Source organism: Streptomyces sp. NPDC006134, from assembly GCF_040628835.1.
GTDB lineage: Bacteria > Actinomycetota > Actinomycetes > Streptomycetales > Streptomycetaceae > Streptomyces.
Map to the genome: position 1 here is coordinate 100,586 of NZ_JBEXTV010000028.1, position 7,444 is coordinate 108,029.

Consider the following 7,444-nt stretch of genomic DNA (forward strand, 5'->3'; position numbering starts at 1 on the left):
GGTGGCTGCACGCCGAGGCCGAGGAACGACAGCGCGGTGAGTGCGCCGGTGCCGAGCCGGCGTGCGCCGTTACGGCAGTTCTCACACCACCAGCAACACGTCACGGCACACGTACTCGAGAGGCCGCGAGTAGACCTCCAGGGTCCATCGCCCGGGCTCCGCCCGCAGCTGGGCGCGGAAGCTTCCGTCTCCGCAGGGTGCCATCGCTTCGTCCGCGACACATCTGCCGTCCTCGTCGAGACGGCGCACCCGGAGCCTCATCGCGCTGTCGGCGTTCGTCGCCCAGACCTCGAAGGGCTCCTTGGCGGATGCGACGTCGGGGAGTTCGACACCGACGGGGTGCTCACCGCTCAGCGCCTTGGCCAGTTCGAGATCATTGCAGATCCGCCGCAACTGCCGTAGGGCGTGCGGCGCGTTGATGAGGTCGGCATGTCTGCTGTCCAGCCATACCGTTTCACCGGTGGAATCCCACTCGGGCGGAACCTGTGCGATATCCGCCACCGTGCCGTCACCGAAGAGTCTCAGCGCGTGGTCCTCGGGGACACCCGACCGTGAGAAGTCCTGATGGAATCGGGGTCTGGCGCCCGGGGCGAAGGAGACCGACTGATCGGTCCGGTGTCTGTCACCGCCGAACGCCACCAGTCTGTAGCGCTTGTCACCGTGCAAGGCGTCATTCTCCACGATGGCGTCCTGAACGGCCGAGAAGAAGCTGAAACAGTCATCTACCATCCAGGTGCCGATCCCCTCGACCGGCCGTCTTCCCAGACGGGACCTGCCGAACTCGGTGCCGACCACCACGCGGTAGGTGGGGAGGAGCTGGCCGAGCGAGGGATAGGTCGAGCAGATTTCATGGACCCATTCCCTGAGCGGGCCGGGCACCCATCGCATACACCCGGCCAAGAACCTCAGTGCCTTGACGCTCCCCGAGAAGGGTGTGCCCAGCGTGGCGACCGACCTGGTCTGTTCCCACCCGCCGAGGACCTCGGTGTAGTACCGCACCACCAGTCCGCCCATGGAGCGGCACAGGAAGACGACCTTGGCGTCCCTGGCTCCCGGGAAGCGCTTCGGATCAGCGGTCTCCCTCCACCGTGACAGCCGCTCCTCGACGAAGCGGGCCAGTTTTCGGGCTGAATTGCGGTTGCTGAGGCGCCAGTCGTACTGGAACACCGCAAACCGTTCCTTTTCGACACCGAGTCTCTTGTGGAGCCCTGGGTGTTCCACGGTGGAGAGAAGTCCCGGGAGGAGGCGGCGGCCGTGGACCACACCGTTCAGCCGCAGGGCGTGAGGGGGCTCCGGATCGCCGTCCCCGATCCCTTCCTGCAGTTTGAGCATCTCCCTTGTGGCGCCGGTCCGGAAAATGCCGCCGACGGCCTGCGGCGTCAGATCCCAGACATCAATGCCGTCCCGGGTCAGGGCCGTGCCCATGATGCCCGGAACCAGCACGACAAGGTCGTCTTTCACAACACGTTCCTCCCGCTCCTCCGGACGGCTCTCTCCGTCCGTTGTCCGACAACCTTCACCACCGACGGATGCTGACCGGCTTGCCCCGGCAGGAAGACCTGGTCGCAGCGGAGGCTGCTCTGCGCGATGCCCTGGACCATGAGGGTGATGCCGCGTCCGTCGAAGACGGAATCGACACCCGTCACGTCGAACCCCCGGGATGCGATGGGCTTCAGCGCCTGTTCCCCTCGGATGTCCCAGAGCCGGAGACGGCCGGATTTCCAGCTCCACCCCACGAGGAGGGGCCGCTGCGCCGGTCCTGCCAGCGCGAGTCCGTCGACCGGTCCGCCGGGCTGCCGCGGCAGGACGGTCCACACCGGGTGGCCCCCGTCGCACTCGGCGAACTTCACCGTGTCTCCCGCCGCGAGCGCGACGAACGGAACCGGTGTGGCCGCTCGTCTCAGCACGCCGGTGGCGATCGCGCGGGCTCTGGGAGCCTGCACCCCCTCGGGCTTCCCTTCGGCCTCGCCGAGATTCCAGAGCCGGACCGCGTTGCCGCCCCAGGCGGACAGCCAGGACGGGCCGCCGGGCACCTCCACGACCTCGATCTGCTGTACGGCGCCCGCGGCTCGCATCCAGAAGATCCTCCCCTTGCGCCACGGAGCTCGTTCCGGGCCCGGTCGTTCCCAGGTGACCACGCTCTGCCCGGACGGCCACAGCAGGCAGAGACCGCCACTGCCGGTGACGCGAAGGGCGACGGAGGACACCGGCTGTTCGGCCGCACCAGGCAGATCGAACTCCTCCGTGTCCAGCAGTTCCAGTCCCGGTCCGAACGTGCGGAGCAGAACGTGTCTGCGCCCGACGGCGGCCGTCAGCCAACGGTCACCGACTCTGGCGGTGGTCAGCGCGCTCACCTCGGCCGGGTGCGAGAGCCGGACCCCTTCGACGACGCTGCCGGCGGGGGAATGCAGGCTCAGCGAGACCTCGGCCCCCTGGGAGCGGGCCAGGAGGAACATGTCGTCCGGCCCTCCCCCGGCGACCCGCAGCCGATGTCTGTCGACCGCCCTCCCGCCGACGCGGCCGACACCGGTCGCCCCGCCCTCCTCCTCGGGATCGTGCGGCTCCCAGATACGGACCCGGGTGTCGTCCGCCACCACCAGCCGCCCCGTGCCGGCGGGGTCGAAGGCCACGGACTGATGGTGGTGCTGGCACGGCAGCGGGACGCGCTCGGTGCCCGATCCGTCCCACACCCGGACCGTGGCGCCTTCGCGCACGGCGGTGAGCCGTCCGCGCGGTCCCCGCCCGAGCGCCACGGCGCGTCCCGCGCTCGATGCGCTGAACAGCAGGTGTGCCTCTCCCCGGAAGAGGTCGTCCATCCGCCAGACTCGGAGGGTGTGGCCGTCCAGGTACGCGATGGTTGTGGAGCCGTCCCCGTCCTGCGGTCCCAGGGCCGACACCGCCCTGATGCTCTCGACGCCTTCTCCCAGAGTCCTGACCGGCCTCAACGAAGCCGTCTTCGTCTTGGGTCCGGGTACCTCCCAGACCGTCACCCCACCAGGGCCTCCCGTGACCGCGGCGACCCTGTCGTCCGACACCAGCAGGCAGACACACTGCACCGGCACCGGCACGCGCAAGGGATGCAGATGGAGTCCGTCCCGGGTGTACTCGGTGGTGCCGTCCCACCGCCACAGCCACAGACGGTCGCCGTCCGCCACGGCCAGAAAGACCTCCCCGTCCTGCCCCACCACGGAGTCGATGACAGCGGGGGTCCCTCCCCAGTACAGCTCTTCCGTCGGATTCCGGTCGCTGCCGTGCCAGATGCGCACGCACTGACCGTCATGCGTGGCGATCACCCGGCTCCCGCCGCGGCCGGTAGCCGTCACACCGCGCTGCCGCGGCTGGGCCGTCCAGGTGGCCGGCCCGGTGTCCCTTCCCCGGACGTGACGCCCGTCCGCGGTCCACGTCCATACCTCGCCGGCACCCGAGACATGGATGAAGCCGTCACCCTGCGCCTCCCAGTGCACGGCGAGCGCCCCGCCGGTGGGAGCGGGCCAGCTCCGTTGCAAGGGGAGCCGCTCGGCGCTGCTCCACACGTCGTCCCAGAACAGGAAGGACGGCTTCGGCACGGATGCGAGGAAGTCCCGGGAGAACATCGCCAAAGCGGTGGCACGCAGCATCGCCCACCGGGACTCCTCCGCGGGGTGCCTGCGGAAATGGTCGGCCACACGCAGGTAGAGCGCGCTCTCGCGGGTGGCGGCCAGTCGCGCGGCCACCAGCGGTTCGAGGATGTCGGGCGAGGCGGCCACCAGGAAATGCCAGTCGCTCACCAGGCCCTCGAGAACGTCGTCTCCGGCCAAGGCGGCGTGCGCGGCGAGGTGGCACTTCACGTAGTGATCAGCGTGGCGCCACTCCTCACCGCCGGCCGGTGTGAGCGCACGGCAGACCGCACGATGCCGCTCCCTCACCTGCTGCTCGCCGCCCAGCAGATGCGCGCCGAAACTGGGATGGTGGAGACAGTAGACGTCTTCACCGGACTCGCCGGCTCTCGCGATCGTCACCCCGGTGGCCGTGCTGAGCACGTGCCGCAGGTCTTTCTCGGCGTACTCCCTGCTCCCCGGAGCGCGCACCGCGTTGGTGACGGCCAGCCACGTCCGGGGCTGCGGAAGCCCGGCTCCCTGTGCCAGCGCGAGCGCCCTCATGAAGTCCCGCATACGCGCGGGCTCCAGCGGATCGAGACTCTCCAGTTCGTCCGCCAGCAAGGCGTCCAGGACGGACGTCCCCTTCCGCAGCTCCCGTCCGAGTTGCTTCTCGTCCGCCAGCGCGGGGATCTTGGCGAGGCGACGGGCCCACAGGGTGGCCACCAGGAACAGGCCGTTGCTGGCGGCGGCGATGTGCCGGGCGACCCTCTCGCGCGTGTGTGCTTGTTCCGGCAGCCGGTAGGGAGAGCTCTCCTCGCTCAGCAGCCGTTCGACGTGCCGGGCGATGTCCTGCTCGACCTCGGGCAACCGGTCGAGTTCCACCGTGTTCGTGCTGTGCAGGACTTCGAGCAGGGTCTCGGCGTGCGCGTCACCCGGCAGGTTGCGGCGGGCGTTCGGCCGGGTGGCGACCACCACCCGCACCCTCGGCTGGGCCGCCAGGGGGTTGAGCAGCCTCCTGGCGATGTCGAAGGAGTGCCCTGCGGCTGCTTCGTCGAGTCCGTCGAACATCAGAGTGAGGCTGCCCTTGAGCTGTGCCAGTTCCGCGATCCGCGCCACGTGACCGTGCGGCGCCCCCTGCGTGATGTCCGCTCTTCGCAGGCCGAGTGGCTCCAGGCTGCGCGCCAGTTGTTCGCACAGCTCCGAAAGGGTCCTGCCGCGGCAGTGGAGCGCGGCGTTCACCGACCGGAGTTCGGGCAGTGTCCCCGGGCGGCGATCAGCCGGGAGAGCGGCCACGAAATGCGCGACGGTCAGGTGAGCGACATACGTCAGAAGCGTCGATTTTCCCGCCCCGGACGCACCCGTCACCGTGAACATCCCGGACTCGTGGACACGCAGCCAGTCGACCAGATCGGTGACCACTCGGTGGCGGGGTGCGAAGTCCCGCAGATGCCAGCTCTCCCCCGAGTCCGAGAAAACGGGCAGTTCCTCGTCGGCGAGCTCCTTGCCGATCCAGGACCGGTCGTCCTCCGGTCGCAGGGCGGCCCGGGCCCGTGGCGACCAGTAAGGGTTGGACAAGAACCAGGTGTGCAGCGGCCGCGGTTCCTGCCAGAAGGGGACGTGGTCCCGGGCCCGGGCCCTGACCGCGCGCATCAAGTGCTGGAAGGGAACGGCCTCCTGCTCCCGATGGAAGATCCTCGCGCTGTCGTCGACGGTCAGGTCGGGGGCCGAGAGGACCTGTTCCAGGCAGTCGACCCAGTGTCCCTCCCATGCCTCCTGCCGCGACCCTGCCGTGGCGACGACGGCGAAGCCGGCGTCGGCATCGGGCACCCTGGCTCTCTTCCGTGCCTCCTTGACGTGTTCGCTGACCTCTTCCACCGCCTCTCCCGAGAAGCAGGCGTCCAGCACGAGCAGGGTGTCGGTGGCGTCCTCGGCCAGCCAGGAGACCAGTTCCTCGGCCGCGACCGCGCGGTGCGGATCGAACTCCCCCTCTTCGTAGCTGTCCTCACAGGCGAGGTGGAAGGAGCCGTTGACCACCTCGCCATGCCCCGTCCAGTAAAGGATCTTCCTGTCCACGGACTGCCGCCGGAGCCGCATCACAAGATCAAGAATTTGTTCCCGGCCCGCGGACAGTTGTCTGCCGCCTTCCGTTCCCGAACTCTCGACTCCCAGCGAAGGCAGGTGAAATCCCAGCCGCCTGGCCTGCCCGACGAACCGCGAGGCCGTCCTCCTCAGCCGGGGGCGGTCCCTGACCCCCCGAGCGTCCCCTCGGTACCGGTCCACCACGACGGTGGCCACCACACCGTCGTGCTGCTGCCTGCGATCCACCCGAACTCCCCCTCCCAAGAGTTCAGCCGTTCATTCATGCCCCAGGGAAGAACCCTTTATGGAAGCCTGACGTCACGCACAGGAGAAGTGTGCCGCTCACGCTACTCGTCATGAGGCCAGGGAGGGATTTGTGGCGCTGCGCGACCGCATGGTCATCGGCAGACTGACGACCGACTGCCATATCTTCGAGGGGGACGGCACCCGTCCGATCCACGAGGACAACGTGCAGATCATCTATGAGCCGGGGCTTCGCCGAGTGGATCTTCCCGTCGAAGTCCAGCGGTGGCGCCAGGACATCGAGGCGGAGCAGCAGCGCAGGCAGGCGGCCGGCGAGCGCTACGCCTGGAACAACCCCCGTTTCGCGGTCGAGAGCGTCATCGTCTCGCGCACCGACGAGGCCGAGGAACCCCTGGTGCGGATCAGCCTGTGTGACGCCGACTACTACGACTTCCTCGCCACGTCGATCAATCTCGACAGGCCGCTGCGCGAGGGAGAACCCGCCACCCTGCGCTCGCAGTACCTGGACCACGCAGACCCTGTGACCGCCCCGGCGTTCCTCTCCTGCAGCTTCGGCGTCAACGTCGCCGTGGAGACCGGCCCGGACCACAAGATGGTCTTCGCCCGGCGCAGCGTCACCGTGGAGGGCCGCAACAAGGAACGCTGGAACTCGTCGGTCAACGAGGGCCTCGCCGCCATCCACGACGTCCCCGAGGACGGCTCCCCGATCAGTCTCCACGCGGTGGCGCGTCGCGCGCTGCGGGAGGAACTCGCGGTACAGGACGAAGACGACGTCGAGCTGGAACTGCTCGCCTTCGCCCTCGACCTGCGCAACCACCAATGGGCCGCCTTCTACCGCGCCGTCCTCACCGAGCTGACCGCCGACGACATCATCGCCCGGCGCAGCCGTGGCATCGAGGACAAGTGGGAGCACGACCGGTTCGAGTTCGTCCCGGCCGATCCCGACAGCGTGCTCGACTTCGTCCTGGAGAAGAAGCCGGAAGCCTGGACCCCGTGCGGACCGGCTCTTTTCTATCTGGCTCTCGTGCGCGCGGCCGTCATCGCCCGCGGCGGCGACCGGTCGGGCCGGCTGGATGTCGAGGCCGCCGAACGCCGGGCGCTGAAACGGCTCGAAGGACCTGGGCGCCGGGGCTAGGGGGCTTCGTTAGGTTCTGGGCTGTCTGCGGTTGCTTCGAGGGCTGAGCAGGGGGCGCCCGCAGGTGGTGCAGGTACCGGTCCAGCACCTCAGCAGGTCCTGAAGAACATCGAGGACCTGGTAGAGGGTCAGGCCGGTGTGCGGACTTTTGGGTCGAGCCGCCGGAGGGTGAGGAAGGCCTGGGCGGCGGTGACGAGGGTGACGTGGTGGTGCCGGCCGCGCCAGGTGCGGCCCTCGAAGTGGTCGAGTCCGAGGCCGTGCTTGAGCTCGCGGTAGTCGTGCTCGATCCGCCAGCGCATCTTCGCCCACCGCACCAGGTCCGCGACCGGGGTGGTGGCGGGCAGGTTCGATATCCAGTAGCCCGTCGGAGCGTCCTGGCCCTCGGGCC

4 protein-coding genes are annotated in these 7,444 nt (G+C 69.1%); 1 reads left to right on the top strand and 3 read right to left on the bottom strand.

Annotated elements, in window-relative coordinates; all coding sequences use genetic code 11:
* Positions 1 to 81: 81 nt before the first annotated feature.
* On the bottom strand, positions 82 to 1,461 hold the full coding sequence (locus ABZ340_RS19905; protein ID WP_358783092.1) for a hypothetical protein: 1,380 nt from the start codon (positions 1,459 to 1,461) through the stop codon (positions 82 to 84).
* Complete coding sequence (locus ABZ340_RS19910; RefSeq protein ID WP_358783093.1) at positions 1,458 to 5,903, bottom strand: NACHT domain-containing protein; 4,446 nt, start codon at positions 5,901 to 5,903, stop codon at positions 1,458 to 1,460. Before ABZ340_RS19910 ends, ABZ340_RS19905 begins: the two co-directional genes overlap by 4 nt.
* A 130-nt stretch (positions 5,904 to 6,033) precedes the next feature.
* Here ABZ340_RS19910 and ABZ340_RS19915 point away from each other — a divergent pair, with 130 nt between their 5' ends.
* Positions 6,034 to 7,056 carry a translation initiation factor 2 gene (locus tag ABZ340_RS19915; RefSeq protein ID WP_358783094.1) on the top strand — a complete coding sequence of 341 codons (1,023 nt, stop codon included), beginning with the start codon at positions 6,034 to 6,036 and terminating at the stop codon, positions 7,054 to 7,056.
* Between the two features lie 128 nt (positions 7,057 to 7,184).
* Here ABZ340_RS19915 and ABZ340_RS19920 read toward each other — a convergent pair.
* Positions 7,185 to 7,444, bottom strand: a 260-nt coding sequence (locus ABZ340_RS19920; RefSeq protein ID WP_358783095.1) for a transposase, incomplete at its 5' end; no start/stop codon positions are given.